19 protein-coding genes are annotated in these 20,123 nt (G+C 55.8%); 13 read left to right on the forward strand and 6 right to left on the reverse strand.

Annotated features, from left to right (window positions below):
- Position 1 precedes the first annotated feature (1 nt).
- A complete protein-coding gene (locus tag PMYSY11_RS09745) occupies positions 2-973 on the forward strand; it encodes an XdhC family protein (RefSeq protein WP_150549036.1) in 972 nt (323 codons plus the stop codon).
- A 95-nt stretch (positions 974-1,068) separates the two neighbouring features.
- On the opposite strand, the gene PMYSY11_RS09750 is transcribed toward PMYSY11_RS09745, so the two are convergent.
- Complete coding sequence (locus tag PMYSY11_RS09750) at positions 1,069-2,004, reverse strand: LysR family transcriptional regulator (protein ID WP_150549037.1); 936 nt, start codon at positions 2,002-2,004, stop codon at positions 1,069-1,071.
- A 102-nt stretch (positions 2,005-2,106) separates the two neighbouring features.
- On the opposite strand from PMYSY11_RS09750, the gene PMYSY11_RS09755 reads away from it, so the two are divergent.
- Complete coding sequence (locus PMYSY11_RS09755) at positions 2,107-3,132, forward strand: zinc-binding alcohol dehydrogenase family protein (RefSeq protein ID WP_150549038.1); 1,026 nt, start codon at positions 2,107-2,109, stop codon at positions 3,130-3,132.
- 75 nt (positions 3,133-3,207) lie between these two features.
- On the forward strand, positions 3,208-3,498 hold the full coding sequence (locus PMYSY11_RS09760) for a putative quinol monooxygenase (protein ID WP_069902195.1): 291 nt from the start codon (positions 3,208-3,210) through the stop codon (positions 3,496-3,498).
- Positions 3,499-3,584: 86 nt separating this feature from the next.
- On the opposite strand, the gene PMYSY11_RS09765 is transcribed toward PMYSY11_RS09760, so the two are convergent.
- Both PMYSY11_RS09765 and PMYSY11_RS09770 read right to left on the reverse strand, forming a co-directional pair.
- Positions 3,585-4,328 (reverse strand): MauE/DoxX family redox-associated membrane protein, encoded by a 744-nt coding sequence (locus tag PMYSY11_RS09765; protein WP_239655567.1) that lies wholly within the window; start codon positions 4,326-4,328, stop codon positions 3,585-3,587.
- 282 nt (positions 4,329-4,610) lie between these two features.
- Positions 4,611-5,777 carry an alkane 1-monooxygenase gene (locus PMYSY11_RS09770; RefSeq protein ID WP_150549039.1) on the reverse strand — a complete coding sequence of 389 codons (1,167 nt, stop codon included), beginning with the start codon at positions 5,775-5,777 and terminating at the stop codon, positions 4,611-4,613.
- A gap of 184 nt (positions 5,778-5,961) precedes the next feature.
- On the opposite strand from PMYSY11_RS09770, the gene PMYSY11_RS09775 reads away from it, so the two are divergent.
- Both PMYSY11_RS09775 and PMYSY11_RS09780 read left to right on the forward strand, forming a co-directional pair.
- Positions 5,962-6,969 (forward strand): AraC family transcriptional regulator, encoded by a 1,008-nt coding sequence (locus PMYSY11_RS09775; protein WP_150549040.1) that lies wholly within the window; start codon positions 5,962-5,964, stop codon positions 6,967-6,969.
- Between the two features lie 208 nt (positions 6,970-7,177).
- Positions 7,178-8,803, forward strand: a complete 1,626-nt coding sequence (locus tag PMYSY11_RS09780) for an SNIPE associated domain-containing protein (RefSeq protein ID WP_150549041.1) — start codon at positions 7,178-7,180, stop codon at positions 8,801-8,803.
- A gap of 210 nt (positions 8,804-9,013) precedes the next feature.
- On the opposite strand, the gene PMYSY11_RS09785 is transcribed toward PMYSY11_RS09780, so the two are convergent.
- Positions 9,014-9,571 (reverse strand): type 1 glutamine amidotransferase domain-containing protein, encoded by a 558-nt coding sequence (locus tag PMYSY11_RS09785; RefSeq protein WP_150549042.1) that lies wholly within the window; start codon positions 9,569-9,571, stop codon positions 9,014-9,016.
- A gap of 315 nt (positions 9,572-9,886) precedes the next feature.
- Between PMYSY11_RS09785 and PMYSY11_RS09790 the strand changes: the two genes are divergently transcribed.
- On the forward strand, positions 9,887-10,498 hold the full coding sequence (locus tag PMYSY11_RS09790; RefSeq protein WP_150549043.1) for a DUF4823 domain-containing protein: 612 nt from the start codon (positions 9,887-9,889) through the stop codon (positions 10,496-10,498).
- 86 nt (positions 10,499-10,584) lie between these two features.
- Positions 10,585-11,151, forward strand: coding sequence for a DUF1285 domain-containing protein (locus tag PMYSY11_RS09795; RefSeq protein ID WP_150549044.1), 567 nt, complete (start codon positions 10,585-10,587; stop codon positions 11,149-11,151).
- Positions 11,152-11,219: 68 nt separating this feature from the next.
- On the opposite strand, the gene PMYSY11_RS09800 is transcribed toward PMYSY11_RS09795, so the two are convergent.
- The gene (locus tag PMYSY11_RS09800) at positions 11,220-12,875 is read right to left on the reverse strand and encodes an electron transfer flavoprotein-ubiquinone oxidoreductase (protein WP_150549045.1); all 1,656 of its coding nucleotides are present in this window, start codon (positions 12,873-12,875) and stop codon (positions 11,220-11,222) included.
- Positions 12,876-13,195: 320 nt separating this feature from the next.
- On the opposite strand from PMYSY11_RS09800, the gene PMYSY11_RS09805 reads away from it, so the two are divergent.
- Together PMYSY11_RS09805 and PMYSY11_RS09810 are read left to right on the forward strand one after the other, a co-directional pair.
- Positions 13,196-13,945, forward strand: coding sequence for an electron transfer flavoprotein subunit beta/FixA family protein (locus tag PMYSY11_RS09805; RefSeq protein WP_069902204.1), 750 nt, complete (start codon positions 13,196-13,198; stop codon positions 13,943-13,945).
- Positions 13,946-14,875, forward strand: coding sequence for an electron transfer flavoprotein subunit alpha/FixB family protein (locus PMYSY11_RS09810; RefSeq protein ID WP_150549046.1), 930 nt, complete (start codon positions 13,946-13,948; stop codon positions 14,873-14,875).
- Positions 14,876-14,939: 64 nt separating this feature from the next.
- Here the strand turns inward: PMYSY11_RS09810 and PMYSY11_RS09815 are convergent, their stop codons facing one another.
- A complete protein-coding gene (locus tag PMYSY11_RS09815) occupies positions 14,940-15,872 on the reverse strand; it encodes an alpha/beta fold hydrolase (protein WP_150549047.1) in 933 nt (310 codons plus the stop codon).
- Between the two features lie 250 nt (positions 15,873-16,122).
- On the opposite strand from PMYSY11_RS09815, the gene PMYSY11_RS09820 reads away from it, so the two are divergent.
- From PMYSY11_RS09820 to PMYSY11_RS09835, 4 genes are all read left to right on the forward strand, one after another.
- Positions 16,123-16,956, forward strand: a complete 834-nt coding sequence (locus PMYSY11_RS09820; RefSeq protein ID WP_150549048.1) for a substrate-binding periplasmic protein — start codon at positions 16,123-16,125, stop codon at positions 16,954-16,956.
- A gap of 51 nt (positions 16,957-17,007) precedes the next feature.
- Positions 17,008-17,319, forward strand: a complete 312-nt coding sequence (locus PMYSY11_RS09825) for a DUF4398 domain-containing protein (protein ID WP_150549698.1) — start codon at positions 17,008-17,010, stop codon at positions 17,317-17,319.
- A complete protein-coding gene (locus tag PMYSY11_RS09830; RefSeq protein WP_150549049.1) occupies positions 17,316-18,122 on the forward strand; it encodes an OmpA family protein in 807 nt (268 codons plus the stop codon). The genes PMYSY11_RS09825 and PMYSY11_RS09830 overlap by 4 nt, the downstream gene beginning before the upstream one ends.
- Before the next feature lie 350 nt (positions 18,123-18,472).
- Entirely contained in the window at positions 18,473-19,912 is a 1,440-nt protein-coding gene (locus PMYSY11_RS09835) for an aminotransferase-like domain-containing protein (protein WP_150549050.1), read from the forward strand.
- The last annotated feature ends 211 nt before the right edge of the window (positions 19,913-20,123 follow it).

Here is a 20,123-nt window from a genome sequence, read left to right on the forward strand (position 1 = left end):
CGTGCAGCATATGGACTTACAAGTTGTACGCCGAGCGCTGGAATGGTCACAGGCCGGCCAGCCAATCTGGTTGTGCACGGTACTCGCCACATACGGTTCGGCGCCCCGTGCGCCGGGCTCGTTGTTGGTGGTGAACGCGCAAGGCCAATGGTTGGGATCTTTGTCGGGCGGCTGTGTTGAAGAGGCATTTCTTGAACAAGTGGCGCAGGGCGAGTTTGCCCGGCCAGTGACTATCGTCCGTTATGGCGAAGGCGACGATGCACAGGCGCGGGTAAGCCTGCCGTGTGGCGGAGTGCTTGATGTACTGGTCGAGCATATGCAGCCCGGTTGTGAGGTGCAGGCACATTTGCAGCAGATGGTGTCTGCTTTGCGCGGGCAACAGCGGCTCATTCGTGAGGTTGATCTGAGCAGTGGTGCGCGCAGCCTGTTTGCTGACCGCGAACAAGGTTTGCGCATCGAGCGTGAAATCGACCGGGTACGTGTGCGGGTGGGAGCGGCGCAACGCCTGCTGTTGGCGGGTTACTCCAGTGTTTCTCAGGTGTGCGCCGAGTTTGCGGTGGGTCTCGGATTCGAGGTGATCTTGTGTGACCCACGTGAGGAAGTAATCGCGGACGTGGTGTTGTACAACGTAGAAATACGCCGGCAACTGCCTTCGCAGTTTATTGCCGATGGAGGGTGTCACTGTGATACCGCCGTCGTGGCGTTAACCCATGATCCGCGCATTGACGATTTAGCGATGATCGAAGCCGTGCGCACCGACGCATTTTATATCGGCGTGATGGGCTCACTGCAGACCTCGCAAAAGCGCCTTGAGCGATTGAGCCGCGTGGGCGGTTTGACTGATGCCGAGCTTGCCCGTATTCATGCGCCGATCGGGCTGAATATCGGCAGCCGAACGCCGGGTGAGATTGCCTTGGCGGTACTCGCCGATATTGTTCGGGTTCGCAGCGGCGTCAGCCGCGACCAACTGTAATCCACGCCGCAATTGCCGCTTTCGCAGAGCGCTGGCCCGGTGGGCGCTTTTGCAAGCAATCGTTCGCAGCGCCGAGTTAATCGACCGCTGCCAACTCAGTCGAGGGCGCTGGGCGCGAGGATGCCGCGTTTGACTAACTGGTCCAATACCTCAGCCGTTTTCTCCTTGAGCAGGTCGCGCAACAGGCGTGCGGCCGGCGTTATGGACTGACGACTGGGAAAAATCAGCCACAGCTCAGTAGGCGCGCACTGGTACTCATCCAGCACACTGACGACATTGCCGGCGAGCAAGTCGCGTGACATGTCCAGACTTGATTTGGCGGCGATGCCTTTCCCCGCGACGCACCAGCGCCTGACCAAGTCGGCGTCATTCGAGGCATGGCGTCCGCTCATCTTGACCTTGAAACTGCCGGCGCCCTGGGAAAAATGCCAGACGTTATGCAAGGTGTCCTGCAGTTGGTAAAACAACCCGTGATGCGACGCTAGATCATGCGGGTGCTCGGGTGTGCCGTGTTGCTCCAGATAGCTCGGCGCAGCGCAGACAACTCGCGGCACATTACAGATCTTGAAGCCATAAACATTGGCGTCTTTAGGCGAGCCATAACGCAGGGCCAGGTCTATCGGGTCGCGATAGAAATCCAGATTTCGGTCACTGATATTCAGGCTGAGGCTGACGTTGGGGTGCGCCTGCATAAACTCATCCAGCCAGGGCACCACAATATTACGGCCCAGATCGGAAGGCAGGGCGATGCGCAACTCGCCGTCAACCACATCCAGATCGCTCTTCATGTTCTGCTTGGCGTGCTCAAGCATGAGCAGCGCTTGTTCGCATTGCGGGATATAACGTTCGCCCGCGCTCGATAACCTCAGCTTACGCGTCGTGCGAATAAACAATTCGGTGCCCAGCGCTGCCTCAACGCGTTTTATCGCGACGCTGGCGGTGGCCGTGCTCATATCCAAGTGTGCAGCGGCCGCAGTGATGTTGCGAAACTCGGCGACTTTGAGGATGACGTGCAGGTCTTCAATGAGCATATAGTCAAAAATTTATTGATAATTAATCAATTATTACTCCGTATATCTCAGGTAAATCAAGGCCTATTCTAGGTGCCATCAACTGAATGACTGGAGTCACCCATGAAAGCTATTGGTTACAGCAAGTCACTGCCTATTACCGATTCTGCTGCACTGATCGATATTGAACTGCCGCAACCTGTGGCCAGCGGCCGCGATCTGCTGGTGAAGATCAAGGCGATAGCGGTAAACCCGGTGGACACTAAAGTGCGCTTGCGAGCTGCACCCAAGGATGGCGAATACAAAGTGTTGGGCTGGGATGCGGTCGGTGAAGTCGTGGCGGTCGGCGAAGCGGTTACGTTGTTCAAGCCGGGTGATGCGGTGTACTACGCCGGCGACCTGACGCGTCCGGGCAGCAATGCTGAATATCAATTGGTGGATGAACGCATCGTCGGCCATAAGCCCAAGCGTCTGAGTGACAGCGAAGCGGCGGCATTGCCGCTGACGACGATCACCGCGTGGGAGTTGTTGTTCGAACACCTGCAAATCAAACAACTATCTGACACTGCAGTCGCGCCGTCGGATGAGGTGATTCTGGTGGTCGGCGCAGCCGGCGGGGTCGGTTCAATCCTGCTGCAATTGGCACGCACCTTAACGGGCGCAACGATTATCGCCACAGCCTCGCGGGAAAGCTCGCAAGCCTGGGTTAAAAAGCTCGGTGCGCATCATGTGGTCGATCACACGCAGCCGCTGGCTCCGCAAGTTGAGGCGCTGGGTGTTGGTCAGGTAACCCATGTAGCCAGCCTGAATGATTCGGCGGCTTACTTGGACAGCTACATCGAATTGCTCAAGCCTTTTGGCCGGATCGCTTTGATTGATGATCCTGAAGAATTGGACGCAACCAAAATTAAGCCGAAAAGCCTGTCTCTGCACTTCGAGTTCATGTTCGCCCGCTCCATGCATAACGCCAACGATATGCATGAGCAGGGTCGGCTGCTTGATCGAGTGGCTGATTTGATTGAGCAAGAACGCATTGCCACCACGGTCGGCAAGCATTTAGGGCCAATCAATGCCGCGAACTTGCGCGCCGCCCATGCCGAACTGGAAGCGGGTCGCTCGATTGGCAAGATTGTATTGGAAGGTTTCTAGCGCCCCGACTGGGTCGCTCTATCACACGCGCTGCTTAACCGCAGCGCATCACTGAATGTTCAAAGGGATTTGAAAATGACTGTACTCACTCTTGTTGCCAACATCAAAGCCAATCCTGGCTATGCAGACCTGGTTAAAGCCGAACTGTTGAAGCTGATAGACAGCACCCGAGCGGAAGAGGGCTGCATTAATTACGACTTGCACGTGAATAATGAAAACCCCAACCACTTCGTTTTCCATGAAACGTGGCAAACCCGTGAGTTGTGGCAGAGCCATATGAGTGCACCGCACATGATTGCCTATGGCGATGCGGTTGCAGGGGCTGTCGAGTCGTGGACGCTTGATGAACTGACGCTTATCGCTTGAATGAGCCAAGCGCAGCGCGGTTGCATCGCGCTGCGTTTATCCCGTTTGTATTGAGCGGCCGATCATCAGGCATCGGCCATCATTGCTCAGTATGCGACCAGCATCCAAATTGCCATGCCGACCATCATCAGGTTCTCGGTCAAGGAAATAAATCCGAGCGGCACGTTGCTGTCGCCACCGACACAGGCGCATTTGAGGTCTCGCTTTTCTATGTAAACAGCCTTGTAAACCGAGTAGGCGCCTATGCTGCCGATGAACAGGGCCAGTGGCGCGGCAAACCAGATCAGCGCTCCGGAAATCATCAGCACCCCGGCAATCAACTCGGCAAAAGGATACGCATAGGCATAGCGCACGACTTTTTGCGCGAGCAAGTCGTAGCCCAAAAACATGTTGGTGAAACTCTCTAAATCGCGCAATTTCAGCGATGCCAACATGCACATGCTGATGGCGATAAACCATTCAATTGTGCGCACCGTCCAGATATCGCCCAAGGTCGCCCACGTTGAAGCCATCGCGATCAGTGCTGCCGTTGCAAATACTGCGATAACCGGCTGGTAGGTCACTGCATCCGGGTCTTTGGCGGGTTTACCCAAGTAGCTTTTCAGCTCATCCAGCCCGCCGATCCGTTCACCGCCAATGAAGATTTGCGGGGTTGTTTCGACCGCATGTTGTTGCTTGAACTCATCGGTTTCTTCGCGCGTACGCAGCCACTTATCGACCACGTCGTAGCCCTCACGCTTGAGTAGATCGAGGGCTTTTAAACCAAACGGACAGATGTGTTCGGGCATGACCATGCGATAAATTCGTGCCTGCTTTTTAATGTCACTCACGTTATCTCCTCACGCTGTCAGATGGCTTATCGAACGAAATCGACTGCTGTATGACGAGGCCGAATCGGCGTGCCATTAATGGCTAGATGCCAACGTCCCTTAAGTTTCTGAGGGCCTTGATAATTGAAAGTTCAGGTGAGTTCTGGTCGTGAGAAGAGCAAACGCTGGTGCGCCCAAGCGCAGGGGAAGGCTTGAGCATCTGATTCTGGCCGGAGGAGGCTGCAATGGTGAGAGCGACTTGTGGCGTGGGTTGGCATTGACGCCAACCCAAGCAGTTTGGGCTTAAGCCGTCGCCTTCTGCAGAGCGGGCTGTGAGCTGCTGGCGTTCGCCTGTCGGGCCAATTCACGCTCCTCGGCGTTAGCATAGTCGCGGTCCCAGGCCAGTAATTTTGGCGCCATCAGCTTGTGCCACAGCGGTGGGCACATGGCGATGACAATGGTGGTCAGGTAACCACCGAGCATCATCGGCGCATCCGGAAATGGCCGCAGATCCTGATACGGGGTAATGGCTTTGGCATGATGGTGCGAGTGGCGGGTCAGGTTAAACATGGTCCAGGAACTGAGCCGTTTATTGGTGTTCCATGAGTGACGCGGCTGCACCTGCGTGGCGGGGTTACGAACGATGCCGTAATGCTCCATGTAGTTCACAATCTCCAACAGCGCTTTACCCCACAAAGCGCAGGCGATGAAGAACAACATGCCCGCAATGCCGCCGATGGCAAAAGCCAGAATCACCAGCAACACGCTCATCAGGTGCCCGCGGATAACCCGGTTGTGCCAGCTGAATACAGGCTTTCCTTTTCGAGCGAGTTGCTTCTTCTCAATTTCCCAAGCGCTGAGGTTGCCATCAATCGTTGATTTAACGATGTGCGTGTACACGTTGCGCCCGCGCGGGGCAGTGGCCGGGTCCTTCGGCGTGGCCACGTAACGGTGATGACCGTAGACATGCTCGATTGAGAACACCGTGTCGAAACTGAAGGCCAGTAAGCAGCGCCCGATAAACAGAGAGATCGGGTCCCATGTCCGGTGAATCAGCTCATGGGCGGTAATGGTGCCGAGCATGCCAATCATCAGGCCGGTGAGTATCCAGGCGGAAAAGTGATGGCCAATGGACGTGCTTTCGCGGGCTGCCAACAGGTCAACTCCGCTGAGTTGGCTGAGGGCGGCGCCGAAGCCTGCAAAGTCAGTCGTGCTGACGCTCCACACCGCAGCAAACACCAACAGCACCAACAGCGGTAATGCCAGCCATAAATGCGTGGTAAGTATCCACGGATGGTTGAGCGTTGGTGTGCTGGTGTCGTCACCGCCCACGGCGTCGCCAACCAGATAAACGCTGACAATCGTGATCAACGCCAGCGTTATCCAGGCGCCGCCCGCGAGGATGGCGGCAATGGCGAATAAACCAACGAGGTGGAACAGGAAAAACTTGAGGTAGTGCAGAGCGTTCATGGTCGTCTCTTTATCATTATGGGCACGTATTGTTTATGGGCGTTTGTAGCGTTCGCGCACGAGCGCGAGAGGCAGGCCCATGGTCGATAGGCTAGGCCGTGTGCGTGATTGGCGTGAGGTTAAGGATTGACATTCATGGGGTCATTAATTGACATTGTGGCTTCGTGCCAGCCAGTGAAATGCTATGTCCGACTTCATGCTTCCTGCGCTTTACCTGCGTCAGATCGGCGAAATACTCGACGCGAAGGGCAAGTCCTCAGATATCTGGCTGCTGCGCTGTGGTGTCGACGCGCAGCAGCTTGATGCGGCTGATTTTCACCCGAGTTATGAGTTGTTCTGCCGGTTGGTTGAAGAGGCCCTGCAGGTGTCTGCAGAGCCAGCCTTGGGCTTGCTGCTCGGCGAGCGTCTGCTGGTTAACAGCCATGGCATCCTTGGTTTTGCCGCCCTGCAAAGCGCCACGTTGCGCCAGGCCATTGAGTTGCTGGAGCGCTATCTTGGATTGCGCACCAGCCTTGTTCGGCTTGAGCACATAACCGATGTGGCGTTGCAGCAAGAGCAGATACAGCTGGTTCCTTGTTACCCGTTGGGGTCGATCCAGACCAGTGTGTTTGAGGCGGTGATGCTGTCGATCAAAAACGTGCTCGATGCGGCGACTCAAGGCGCTGTCCGTGCAGAGCGAGTCAGCTTTCCCTGCGCTGCACCGCGCTACGCGCCACTGGCTGCTGAAATATTCGGCTGCCCTGTGGCTTATGCTCAGCCTTGGGCCGGGTTTACCTTCAGCTCTGCTCAGCTGGATCAGCCCTTGCGCATGGCCGATCCTGAAGCGCTCAAGCAAGCAGAGCTGATTTGTCAGCGTGAGTTGAGCAAGCACCGCGAGACTGCGGCAGTGAGTTCACGTGTCCGGCGGCTCTTGCTCGAACGGCAGCAGAACTTTCCCAGCCTCAATGCCATCGCCCGGTTGCTCTTGCTCACCCCGCGCACATTGCATCGGCATTTACGCGAGGAGGGCACCTCGTACAAACAAATCCTTCAGGAAGTACGCCACACGTTGGCTCTGGAACAACTCAAGGCAGGGCGCCTCAGCGTTGAGCAGATTGCCTATTCCCTCGGCTATAACGACGTCGCCAATTTCAGACGCGCCTTCAAACGGTGGGAAGGCGTGCCGCCGTCATGTTTTAAAGGCGATGTTTGAGCGGGTAGATGCAGGCTTGGGAAGTGCACAGACTCGACCTCCGGTCTGCGTAACACTTGACTATGATGCAGCGGGGTCATGACGGTTTTAACCGGCCAATAGCGAACATCACGCACTTGGTAAGCCCATTTGAAGATGACACTATGATGGCTACTGATCATCTCACTCCAATAATCAACAGCCAGTCGAAAGCAAGGAACTACAGTAGATGGAACTTATCCTCATCGGTGCCGCTGCGGCGCTGATATATCTCGTTGTCCAAAGTGCCAGGCATCAGAAAGCCAGAGCGACCCTTCTTACAGAGCGTAACCAGCTGCTTGGTAGGATCAAACAGCTCGACGACTTGGCGTCAGCTCAGCGGCGTGAAATTCAAGTTCTACTCGATGAGGCCAAAGTTGCTGCACAGAGGTATGTTGATCAGAGCAATAGGCTGAAAACCTTGCAAGCTCAGCTGGAGCGTTACCAGGCTCTCGCTGACGTAGAGGCTGAGGTTGAAAAACTGAACGACGAGATCAAGTCTCAGAAAGACTTAATGCTCAAAACTTCGAGACAGCGTCTGGAGCAAGCGGAAGCACGGCTATCTTCTGCGCTAGCTGAGGCCGAGCGCATTGTAAGCTCGGCGCATACCAAAGCTGAGGAAATTGCTGGCGAGGCCTATGGTGCCGCTGGGCGTTTGAAAGAGCTCACAGAGGCAGCTGCCGCGATCAAGAATAAGATCGAAGGTTACGGCGATTCTTACATCATTCCGACCTACCACTTGCTTGATGATCTGGCGGATGAGATCGGTTATACCGAGGCCGGACAGAAGCTGAAGGCTGCTCGCGAACTTACCAAGCTGATGGTCAGAAATGGGCAGGCTGCGGTTTGTGACTACGCCGAGACAAATCGTCGATCAACTGCAATCCGTTTTGTCACGGACGCCTTCAACGGCAAGGTGGACTCGATCCTATCTCGGGCCAAGTCGGATAATCACGGAACACTCGAAAAAGAGATTAGGGACTCGTTTGCCTTGGTCAATGTCAATGGCGCGTCATTTCGCAATGCCAGGGTTACTGAGGCCTACTTGTTAGCTCGGCTAGAGGAGTTGAGATGGGCTGCAATTGCACAGGCGATTCGGGACCAAGAGCGCGAGGAGCAACGTCGCCTGCGTGAACAGATTCGCGAGGAAGAAAAAGCCCGTCGCGAATATGAACGTGCCATCAAGGAAGCTGCAAAGGAAGAGCAGAACCTCCGTAAGGCCATGGAGAAGGCTGAGGCTCAGGTGGCTGCCTCCTCCGAAGCGCAGCGTGCAGAGTTCGAGGCTAAATTGGCGCTACTGCAGGAGCAGTTGCGCCAAGCTGAAGAGAAGAACCAGCGTGCGCTTTCAATGGCGCAGCAAACCCGCACGGGCCATGTCTATGTCATCTCGAACATCGGCTCGTTCGGTGAGGATGTATTCAAAATCGGCATGACTCGCCGGTTAGAGCCAACGGACCGCATTCGCGAACTTGGTGATGCCAGCGTACCGTTTGAATTCGACGTACATGCGATGATCTTCAGCGAGGATGCTCCTAGCCTAGAGAAACAGCTTCACCGCCACTTCCTTCGGCAGCAGGTCAACAAGGTCAATCCGCGAAAAGAGTTTTTCCGGATAGGTATTACTGACATTAAACAAGAGCTTGAAGTACTCGGCGTGCAGACGCAGTGGTCGATGGCAGCCCAAGCTCGTGAGTATCGAGAGACACTCCAGATCGACCAGCAGATTCGTGAAAACCCTGTGGTAGCTGCTGAATGGACACGCCATCAGATCCAATTTGAAGAGGTCTCGGATGAGACGGAAGCCGTTGTTGAGTGACGCGCGAGTAACTACTTAACGAATATTGCCTCTTGTGATCGGCAGTCGTCAGTCTGGCTTCAACTCGTTGAGGCCACTCACTAGACACAGGTTGAGCCAGAAGAGAGGGGGCATGCCGACGCTATCGGCCAATCGACGAAAGTCCATATTTTGTAGACTCCAGCCACTGAGCCAGTCGGCTGGAGCTTTCGACCTATTCACGTCTTACACCTATTTAAGCGCCGCTACTATCGTTTCGGTGAACGCTGGGATGTCTTTCGGGGTGCGCGAAGTAATCAACGTCCAGCCATTGGCTGGGCACTGTTTAACCTCTGTGTCGACCCAGCCGGCAGCGCCGGCATTTTCCAGGTCGAGCTTGACGCTGGTGTATGAGGTGAGGGTTTTGCCAGCGACAATGCCAGCGTTAATCAGCAGCCATGGCCCGTGGCAAATCGCTGCGATTACTTTGCCGGCATCGGCAAATTCCTTGGCCAAACGCTGGGCGTTTTCATCCAGTCGTAACGTATCCGCGTTGACTGTACCGCCCGGAATCACCAGGGCATCGAAGTCCGAGGCTTTGAGCCCAGCCAGCGAGGTATGCGACTCAACAGTGCGGTCTTTGTCTGTGTCATTAACGAATGTCTGGGTCGTACCGCCGTCACTTGAGGCATGAGTGACCAAGGCTCCCTGCGCCTTGAGCGACTCCAGCGGTTTAACCAACTCATCGCGTTCGATCCCCGTATTCGAGGTGATGAACAATACTTTCTTGCCTGCTAGTAGATTACTCATGGCGGTCATTTAGTCCTCTGATCTAGATAAATAAAGGAAAGCATGCAGCTTATGATTCATCTGACGTCTGAAGATGTGAGGGCAGGGCGGATCAGAAAGTTCATCCGGATTTCCTCCGAGCAGCGCAGCGCAGAGTGACGTTCGGGGTATAGATAGCCGTATATTCAAGCCTGCAACAGTGGGCCGTTTTAGCTCGTTAACCGGCAAGTCTGGGGCGATGGTTAGCATGTTGACTGCAATTTCGCACAGGCTGGCGTGGATTCTGCATTAAAGGGAAATTCGCCGGATTTTTGTCGCCGGTATTGGAGATTTCAAATGCGTAGCCTGATTTCACTGCTGGCCTTGCTGGCGCTTTCGATGACGAGCGGATGCATGAAGGTCAGTGACTTGGCAGATGGCGCCGAGTACCAATTGCGTGACGTTGGCGTGCTGGAACACGCGCAAACGCAGCGCGCCAATTCGCGGCGCATACAGCAAGATTCTTTCATTTACATCGCGCAAGGCTATTTCAAGCCGCGCGGCGAGGCTAACCCCACCGCCAATGTGGTTGCCGAAGAGGCGTTTAAGGGATTCATCGAATACTTCCCGCTGGTGCGCAAGTCCCGCACCCCGCTTGGGCTTGAGCAGGCAATGAGTCAGGCGCGGGCGGATGGCGCGCATTACTTGCTGTATTGCCGTTTCGCCACGGCGGACGACCGAATCGGTACGGTTGAGGAGTGGGAAGATCAGGAGGCGCTTGACCGTTTGGGGCCAGACAGCGGGGTGATCCAGTTGATGGTGATCGAAACCAGTACCCGGTATCTGGTTGATACCGCACGCATACGCTTGCGCGGTGGTTTGCTGACGACCTACGACACGAAACCAGAGGATTTGATTGGCCCGCCGCTGGAACAGTATGCGCGCAGCTTGATAGGCTTGAGCGACTAGACTGCCCTGAGAAATACGCTGGCGATTATTTTTGTTGCCTGTTCTCAGCTATTTTTACAGCTCGACTGAATTGACCGGAGGTCAAGATGACAGATACAGCCAATGTCAGTGATTTGCTTGCGCAGATCCCCAGCAGCGCAAAAGGACTGCCGCCGGTGCATCTGTGGAATCCTGATTTCTGCGGCGATATCGACATGCGCATCGCGCGCGACGGCACCTGGTTTTATATGGGCACGCCGATTGGGCGCAAGCCGATGGTTAAGCTGTTTTCGACGATTATCCGTCGCGATGGCGATGATTACTTCCTGATTACACCAGTCGAAAAGGTAGGCATCACCGTTGATGATGCGCCTTTCGTGGCAACATTGCTGACGGTGGAAGGCGAAGGTGAGACGCAGGTTTTGCGCTTTACCAATAACGTTGAAGATCAGTTCATCGCCGATAAAGAGCACCCGATTCGGGTGACGTTCGATGAGCAAACCCAGGAGCCTGCGCCTTATGTGCTGGTGCGCAGCAACCTCGAAGCGTTGATTCATCGCAACGTGTTTTATCAGTTGGTTGAGTTAGCCGTAGAGCGCGTGATCGAGGGCAAAGCATGGCTCGGTGTCTGGAGCAGTGGTGAGTTTTTCCCGATAGCGCCACAGCCAGAATAAATCGCCGGTTATTAATCGCTAAAAAACAAAAGGCTCCCGAGGGAGCCTTTTGTTCTTGTGCAGCCGAATTACATGTTCGGGTAATTCGGGCCGCCTGCGCCTTCTGGGGCAACCCAGGTGATGTTCTGTGCAGGGTCCTTGATGTCACAGGTCTTACAGTGAACGCAGTTCTGGGCGTTGATCTGGAACTTCTGCTCACCGCTTTCCTGGGTGACGATCTCGTACACGCCAGCCGGGCAATAACGCTGCGCAGGCTCGTCATACATAGGCAGGTTTTTGTCCAGCGGGATGCTCGCGTCAGCCAGTTTCAGGTGGCAAGGCTGCTCTTCTTCGTGGTTGGTGCTCGACAGGAACACCGACGACAGCTTGTCGAAGCTGAGCTTGCCATCCGGCTTCGGATAGTTGATTTTTTTCGATTCTGCGGCCGGCTTCAAGCAGGCGTAATCCGGCTTGGTGTCGTGCAGGGTGAATGGAATCTTGCCGCCAAAAATGTTCTGGTCGATAAAGTTGAAAGCACCGCCGCCCAGAGCGCCGAACTTGTGCATGGCCGGGCCGAAGTTACGGCTGCGGAACAGTTCGTCGTACAGCCAGCTGGCTTTGAAACCATCAACGTAGCTGGTCAGTTCATCGCCACCTTCGCCGCCTGCCAACAGCGCATCGGCTACGGCTTCGGCTGCAAGCATGCCGGACTTCATGGCCGTGTGGCTGCCCTTGATCTTGGCGAAGTTGAGGGTGCCGAGGTCGCAACCGATCAGCGCGCCGCCCTTGAAGACCATTTTCGGCAGCGAGTTCAAGCCGCCTTTGCAGATGGCACGTGCGCCGTAAGCAACGCGCTTGCCGCCTTCCAGGTACTGAGCAATCACCGGGTGATGCTTGTAACGCTGGAATTCATCGAACGGAGACAGGTATGGGTTGCTGTAGGACAGGTCAACAATCAGACCGACGACTACCTGGTTGTTTTCCAGGTGATAGAGGAACGAGCCGCCCATGTTTTCGTCATCCAGCGGCCAGCCGGCAGTGTGAACCACCAGACCTTGCTCGTGCTTGGATGGATCGACGTCCCAGATTTCCTTGATGCCGATGCCGTAATGCTGAGCATCGGCTTCGGAGTCGAGGTTGTACTTTTTGATCAGCTGCTTGCCGATGTGGCCACGGCAGCCTTCAGCGAACAGGGTGTACTTGGCGCGCAGTTCGATACCGGGCGTGAAGACGCCTTCTTTCGGATTGCCTTCGCGGTCTACGCCGAGATCACCGGTCAAAATGCCGGTAACTACGCCGTTCTCGTCGATAAGTGCTTCCTGAGCAGCAAAGCCCGGATAGACCTCAACACCCAGATTCTCGGCTTGCTGAGCCAGCCAGCGGCACAGGTTGCCCAGTGAAATAATGTAGTTGCCTTCGTTGTGCATGGTTTTAGGCACAAAGAAGTCTGGAATCTTGCTGGCGCTTTCCGCGTTCTTCAGCATGTAGATGTCGTCGCGCTTCACCGGCGTGTTCAGCGGTGCTTCGAGTTCTTTCCAGTTTGGGAACAACTCGTTCAGTGCGCGTGGCTCAAATACAGCGCCCGATAAAATATGTGCGCCGACTTCGGAGCCTTTTTCGACCACGCAGACGCTCAATTCTTTACCCGCGTCAGCAGCTTTCTGCTTCAGGCGGCAGGCGGCGGACAAGCCAGCAGGGCCAGCTCCGACGATGACGACGTCGAACTCCATAAATTCGCGTTCCACAGGCTATCTCCTAGTCAGGCTCTTACTTGATATTTTATTGGAAAGGCAGGTTCAGTCCGTGAACAGTGCGCGCGCATTATATCGTCAGGCGCGCTTGGGTCCAATACAAACGTTTGTTTGAATTTTCTGTAGGACTGGTAGAATCTTACTACATCACGGATGACTGGGCAGTTCGCTGTATTGACCCATCGGGTCTGTGCGGTCAAGATACGGTCGGTTTTACATTCGTCGTCAGGGGCGCAGGTTAGTACTGCCGATCTGCACACATGCCCATCAGGTGTCGGCGATAATCCTATTCACAAGAGAGTAACGAGGAATCCATGAAGGTTCTTGTAGCTGTCAAACGAGTGGTTGACTACAACGTCAAGGTTCGTGTCAAAGCGGACAACAGCGGCGTTGATCTTGCCAACGTCAAGATGTCGATGAACCCTTTCTGCGAAATCGCTGTTGAAGAAGCAGTTCGCCTGAAAGAAAAAGGCGTTGCGAGCGAAATCGTCGTCGTTGCCATCGGCCCAACTGCTGCGCAGGAACAACTGCGTACCGCACTGGCACTGGGTGCTGATCGCGCGATTCTGGTTGAGTCCGGCGACGAACTGAATTCTCTGGCTGTGGCCAAACTGCTGAAAGCGGTTGTAGAGAAAGAGCAGCCACAGCTGGTTATCCTGGGTAAGCAGGCGATCGACAGCGACAACAATCAGACTGGCCAAATGCTGGGCGCTCTGACTGGTTTCGCTCAAGGCACCTTCGCCTCCAAGGTTGAAGTGGCTGGCGACAAAGTAAACGTAACCCGTGAAATCGATGGCGGCCTGCAGACTGTTGCATTGAACCTGCCAGCTATCGTGACCACCGACCTGCGCCTCAATGAGCCGCGTTACGCGTCGCTGCCGAACATCATGAAAGCCAAGAAGAAGCCGCTTGAAGTGGTAACTCCTGACGCACTCGGTGTCTCCACTGCTTCCACCGTCAAGACCCTGAAAGTCGAAGCGCCTGCTGCACGCAGCGCGGGTATCAAGGTCAAGTCGGTTGCTGAACTGGTCGAGAAACTGAAGAACGAAGCGAAGGTAATCTAAATGGCTATCTTAGTAGTTGCAGAACACACGAACGCTGCTCTGGCTCCTGCCACGCTGAACACCGTTGCTTCTGCGCAGGCAATTGGTGGCGATATCCACGTTCTGGTTGCAGGTGCTGCTTGCGGCGCTGCTGCTGAAGCGGCTGGCAAAATCGCTGGCGTCAGCAAGGTACTGGTTGCTGATAACGCAGCCTTTGCTCATCAGCTGCCAGAAAACGTTGCTCCGCTGATCGCAGAACTGGGTGCTGGCTACAGCCACATCCTGGCTGCTGCCACCAGCAATGGTAAGAACATCCTGCCGCGCGTTGCCGCTCAGCTGGACGTTGACCAGATCTCCGAGATCGTTGCGGTTGAAAGCGCAGACACCTTCAAACGCCCAATCTATGCCGGTAACGCTATCGCGACCGTGCAGTCTTCGGCTGCCGTGAAAGTGATCACCGTGCGTGCTACCGGTTTCGATCCGGTTGCTGCTGAAGGCGGTTCCGCTGCTGTTGAAGCAGTTTCTGCTGGTGCAGACGCAGGCACTTCGGCATTCGTTGGCGAAGAGCTGGCGAAGTCTGATCGTCCTGAACTGACCGCTGCCAAAATTGTCGTATCTGGCGGTCGTGGCATGCAGAACGGTGACAACTTCAAGCACCTGTACGCACTGGCTGACAAGCTGGGCGCTGCTGTTGGCGCTTCGCGCGCTGCAGTTGACGCAGGTTTCGTACCGAACGACATGCAGGTCGGCCAGACCGGTAAGATCGTTGCACCGCAGCTGTACATCGCTGTTGGTATCTCGGGTGCCATTCAGCACCTGGCTGGTATGAAAGACTCGAAAGTCATTGTTGCGATCAACAAAGACGAAGAGGCGCCAATCTTCCAGGTTGCAGACTACGGTCTGGTTGCTGACCTGTTTGAAGCGGTACCAGAGCTGGAAAAACTGGTTTAACTTCCAGTCTTTTCAGGCAACAAAAAACCCGCCTTGTGCGGGTTTTTTGTTGCCTGCGATTGGCTCAGCCTTTGCCGTTGGCGGTGAGAAATTGCTGGTATTGCCGGGCTGTCGCGTCCGGGCATTCAAGCATTGGCACGTGGCCGCAGTTGTTGATCACGGCCGTGTTGGGCTTTGCCAGTAACGGCTGCATGACCGCCATGCTGGAAATGTCGAGTATCTGATCCTGATCGCCCCAGAGCAGCAAGGTAGGCACCTGGATCTTCCCAAGCTCGGGTTCGAGGGCAATGTAGCGGGTTTGCAGTTGCTCGAAGATTTTGCTGTTGCGCGGATAACTGGCGATTGCCTTATCTGCCAGATAGTTCTTCAGGCGCTCAGGCATGGGCGGCACGTTGACGAACACCAGGTCGAGCATCTGCTTGAAGTCGCTGCGGCTTTGAATCAGCAGAGGGTTGGACTGGCCGCTTTTCAGGCGCTTGAACAACACACTGTCGACCGGCGCCGTGATCCCGGCGTTATCAAACAATGCCAGGCTTTTGACCCGCTGCGGGTAGCGTGCGGCATAGAGTGCGCTGATGTGGCCGCCCATCGAGTTGCCAACCAGATTGACTGGCGGCAGGTTCAGGGCGTCGGTAAAGGTCAGTAAGCGTTCGGCTTGTGTGCCAACATCGAAGCTGAGCTGCGGCTTGCTGCTGTCACCAAAACCGGGCAGGTCGAGGGCGATTACGTGGTATTTGCCGGTAAAGTGGCCGACGAATTTCAACCAGTTGCTCTTGTCGCCGCCAAAACCATGCACCAGAAGCAAGGTTTCAGCGCCCGCAGGCCCGCCTTCGTAATAATGAATGCTAAGATCGGCGACCTCGATTTGCCGGCTCGAAACACCGGCTACGCGTTCACCGACCCACTGCACACTCCACAGCATTGTGGCGGGGAATGCGTAGAGAACACCGGCCGTTGCGGCGACCAAAAGGAGGAGGGCGGCCACTAGTTTTTTCATTGCGAATCCTTGTCGCTGGGTTTTTTAGCGGCTCATACGCTAGCATGAAGCCATCTTTGCGATCTGTTAAAAATCCTGACACTGTTCTGCAAGTAGGCGAAAAATTGCGATTAGGGACGTTATTAAGTGTTTTCCCCAGTGCAATGCCTTTAGCCTAGCAACACCTCGCGCAGCACAAGCGGTGTGTGGCGCGCAGGCTTTAGCGGCCTCATTTGCTTGCCAGTCTCCTGACCCAAGGTTGAATTTTTTAATGCTTTATCGATTGCTCGCAAGACCCCTCGTCGCGTTGATCTGTGTGTTGAGCATGCCGGCGGCCATGGCCGAGATGGCGTGCGAGCGCATGGTTGCAACGGGCCAGCCGGATTATCCGCCATTTCTCTGGCGCGACCCGCAAAACCCCAAGCGCTTGATTGGCGCGCAAGCCGATCTACTTGCGCATCTGGGCAAGGAGCTGGGTATCCGCATTGATGTGGTTTACAGCAGCTCCAAAACCAAGGCCGAGTCCGAGGTGAGCAGTGGCCGGGTTGATCTGTTGGCGGGCGCGAGCATTACCCCGCAGGATCTTGAGCATCTGGATATCGTCTATCCGGCTCTGTTCCAGCAAGCGGACGTGGTGTGGGTGCGCAACATCCTGAGTTTCCCCTATATCGAGTGGGCTGATTTGCGCGAGCGCCGTGGCGCCAGTGTCGGCATGGATTTCAGCCCGGCGTTCAAAGCCTACGCCAGCGAAAATCTGTCGCTTGAGCAGGGCGCCAATCTGGCCCAGCTGTTCGACAAGCTGATGGCCGGTGAGTTGGACTATGTAGTGGCTGAGCGCGAGCCGGGCCAGTTGCTGGCGAACAGCAAAGGCTTGGCCAAGGATTTGCTGGCATTGTCGCCACCGATTGAAAGCACTGGCCTGCACTTAGCGATTTCGCACAACTCGGCGTGCAACACGCCATGGCTGCGCGGACAGCTGGCCAAAAAAATGACAGAATTGGCAGCAACCGAGCTTCCGCAAGCCTGGCTTGAACAGAACTACATCCTTTGGCAGCAGCATGTGTTGCAAGCCGCCAGCACCACGGATAGCCCTTCGAATCAGTAGGAACACTTTGTGATCAATAAACTGTCATGCAGCGCCGTGCTGCTATTGGCGATGGCCGGCTGTGCCAGCGACCCGCAACCGACCGAGCAGTTGCAGTTGACCGCGCAGAGCATTGCGCAGGCGAAAGCTGTCGGCGCCACAACCGACATAGAATCGCTCAAGCAAGCCGAAGCCAAGTTGCAGCTCGCCGATCAGGCTGTCGCGCAGCAGCAATTCAAAGAGGCGCGCATGCTCGCAGAACAGGCTGAACTGGATGCCCGTGAGGCTGAGGCCGACTATCTAGTGGGCCAGAGCGAGGTACGTCTGCAAGAGTTGAACAAGCAGATCAATCGTCTGCGTACGCAGTTGAGGGCGCAGCAATGAACGGTTTGCAGGGAATGTGTGGAGCCTTACTAGTGGCAGCGTTGAGTGGTTGTGCGACCTCGCAGGACGCCGCCCAGCAATTGCAGAAAGCGCAGGCGAGCTTTGAAAGTATTCGCGACAACACCGAGGTGTTGCGCAGCGCACCCAAAGACGTAATCCGCTCGGGCGAGACATTGGTCCGTGCGGAACGTTTTTCCAGTTATCTGGGCAGCAGCGAAGATGTAATGCATTACGCCTACCTGAGCCAGCGCTACAGCGACATCGCTAAACAGAAGAGCCTGCTCACCGCCAATAACGAACGTGCCGCCAAGCTCGAATTGGAGCGTCAGCGCCTGCAACTGACCCTGCGCGAAGCCAAGCTGCTGACGTTGCAGGAGCAAAACGGCTTGCTCGGTGAGCAGATGGTCAATCTGGTCACCACCGACACCGAGCGCGGCCTGGTCATTACCATCGGCGATGTGCTGTTTGATGCCGGCCATGCAGACCTCAAAGCCTCTGCCAATCGCACCGTGCTCAAACTTGTGCAGTTCCTCCAATTGCATCCGCTGCGGGTTGTGCGTATCGAAGGCTATACCGACAGCAGCGGCGACACCCAGCAAAACATCGAATTGTCGCAGGCACGCGCACAGACCGTGGCGGATGCGTTGGTTGACCTTGGCATCGACAGCAAGCGTATTTCCGTTCAAGGCCTCGGAGAGAGCTTCCCGGTGGCTGAGAACGCATCGGCCAAAGGCCGGGCACAAAACCGTCGCGTCGAAGTGGTCTTCTCCGACGAACAAGGCCGCATGGGCGCCGCACGATAAACCCGCTGGAGGATGGAATCCGCATTGCGGCTTCCGTCATGGCGGTGGGGCTATGTTGCGCGGATTGGCTTTTGGCTTTGGGCGGTGCGGGATTTGCGTTGGTCTGTTGATTGGGCGATTGCATCGCCTTGACGGATTGCGGTGCGGTGCACGCTATCCATCCTCCGCACGCTATGCACCAATCCATCCACCGTGCGTTATTCGTCCTGCGGAACAGTTGCTCTATGGGCAAACTAAACCGTAACAGTCCCTTGAATTTGCCACTGTATCGTCCACAATTATCGAATCTGTACCGGTGCAATTTCAGTGTGACCGGTTACTGTAACGGTTCAGTTCGGTGAGAAGTGGCCATGACCAATCTTTTGCTCTATCAACGTATTGCCCAACAGCTGGCAGAGGACATCCGTCGCGGGGTGTATCAGCCGGGTGAGCGGGTGCCGTCGGTGCGCAAGATGAGTTCGCAGCTCAATGTCAGCCACGCAACTGTACTGCAGGCCTACGCCAATCTTGAGGATCAGGGGCTGATTCGTGCGCGGCCGCAATCCGGCTTCTATGTGCACCAAACTCCGGCTCTGACTGCGCAAACGCCTGATCTGGCGAGGGTCGAGCGGCCCAGCCTGGTTACCCGCAGTAGCATTATCAATCAGGTGCTCACCGAGTCTCGCCGCGAAGGTGTGTTCCCGCTGGGGGCGGCTGTGCCCCATGTCGATTATTTACCGGCGCGGGCGCTGCATCAGCAGTTGTCCAAGGTCACTCGTTTCCAAAGTGCCCGTGCCTTTAGTTATATGTTCAGCCCGGGCTTTGAGCCGTTGCGCCGTCAGGTTGCGATCCGCATGCGTGATGCGGGTGTGGTGGTCGGTCCAGCTGAGGTGGTCATCACCCATGGCTGCGTCGATGCACTGCAAATGTCGCTGCGCGTGCTGACCAAGCCCGGCGATCTGATCGCCACTGAGTCGCCGACCTATTACGGGCTGCTGCAATTGGCGGACTTGCTGGGCCTCAAGGTAATCGAGATTCCCAGCGACCCAACCACCGGCATCAGCCTTGAAGCGCTGCAACTGGCAGCCAGCCAGTGGTCGATCAAAGCCTTGGTACTGACCGCGCGTCTGAGCAATCCTCTCGGCGGAACCATTCCCGAAGACCGCCAGAAGCAACTGCTGCGCATGGCCGAGAATTTCGACATTCAGATTGTTGAAGACGATATCTACGGCGAGTTGATGTTCGAGCAAGGCCCGAGCAAGGCGCTTAAAGCCAGCGATAAAGAGGGGCGCGTTGTGTATTGCTCCAGCTTCTCGAAAACCCTGTCGCCCGGTGTGCGGATCGGCTGGATCATTGCGGGCAAGTATCAGGAAGAAATTCAGCGGCTGCAGACATTCAGCACGCACTCGGCTTGCAGCGTGACGCAAATGGCGGTGGCCGCCTACTTGGAAAATGGTGGTTATGACCGCCATCTGCGCTACATCCGTCAGGAATACCGCAAGAATCTCAGCGTGTTCCAGTTGGCGGTGCAGCGCTATTTCCCGGAAGGCACGCAAATGACCCGGCCCAATGGCGGCTTCATTTTGTGGGTGAGTTTGCCGGCACGGGTGAACACCAAAGACCTTCACGTCAGCGCGTTGCAGCAGGGCATCAGCATCGCACCGGGACTAATTTTCAGTAATACCGAGCAGTTTAATCACTGTGTTCGGCTGAACTGCGGCATTCCGTTAACCCGCGAAACAGAGCGGGCGCTGATGACACTGGGCATGTTGGCCAATCAGCTGTGCCAGGAAGTCAACCCAGGCTATTAACCCGGATCTGCATCGAGCTTCGTCTACCTTGGCATCGGGACTGATCGCCAAGGAGATGCGCCACGATTATTGCCTGCCACGCATTGCCGCTGGGCTTTTCTGCCAGCCTGATTACAGCTTGCGAATATCATCAGCTGCAGTCGGCGCATTCGCCCAACAGCTAAAGGCGGTAAGTTCACCGGCGCGTTCGATATGGCTGCCACTGCGAGAT

It is taken from the genome of Pseudomonas marincola (genome assembly GCF_900682675.2).
In the GTDB taxonomy this organism is placed as follows: domain Bacteria; phylum Pseudomonadota; class Gammaproteobacteria; order Pseudomonadales; family Pseudomonadaceae; genus Aquipseudomonas; species Aquipseudomonas marincola.